The 385-nt window shown below is 33.0% G+C and carries 1 protein-coding gene; it reads right to left on the bottom strand.

Annotation, left to right across the window (positions count from 1 at the left end):
- A partial coding sequence (locus E4T68_RS09040; RefSeq protein ID WP_167753885.1) for a helix-turn-helix domain-containing protein occupies positions 1-221 on the bottom strand: 221 nt, incomplete at its 3' end.
- Positions 222-385: the final 164 nt, after the last annotated feature.

The raw sequence follows: 385 nt of genomic DNA, 5'->3' as shown, positions 1-385 counted from the left end.
TGAGCAGTATCACTAAAATATGTTGATTGTAATACTTCTTTATAGCCATAAAGGTATTGTTTTTGTAGAACAGAGCCACGTTTGATTTCACGTGAAATGGTGGATTTATGGCGATTCAGTAGTGTTGCAATTTTTGAAATAGTATAGCCCTCGTTTAATAATATTTCAATTTGACTTCTTTCTTTATCACTTAATGTCAATCGAAAATGAAAATGTCCCAAAATGTGGGCCACTATAAGTGCAATGATTTTCAAAAAAATCATTGCACTTATAGGGCAAAATAATGTATGCTATTAAAGTATCAAGCAAGCTTGTTGTCTTGATACTCTTCAAGAGTTTTTCCAATACTCTTGAGATAGCGTTTGAAAGATGCCAGTTTCCACGG

The sequence above is a fragment of the Granulicatella sp. WM01 genome (assembly GCF_004570605.1).
In the GTDB taxonomy this organism is placed as follows: Bacteria; Bacillota; Bacilli; order Lactobacillales; family Aerococcaceae; genus WM01.
This window is presented reverse-complemented; position numbering and strand designations above follow the sequence as displayed.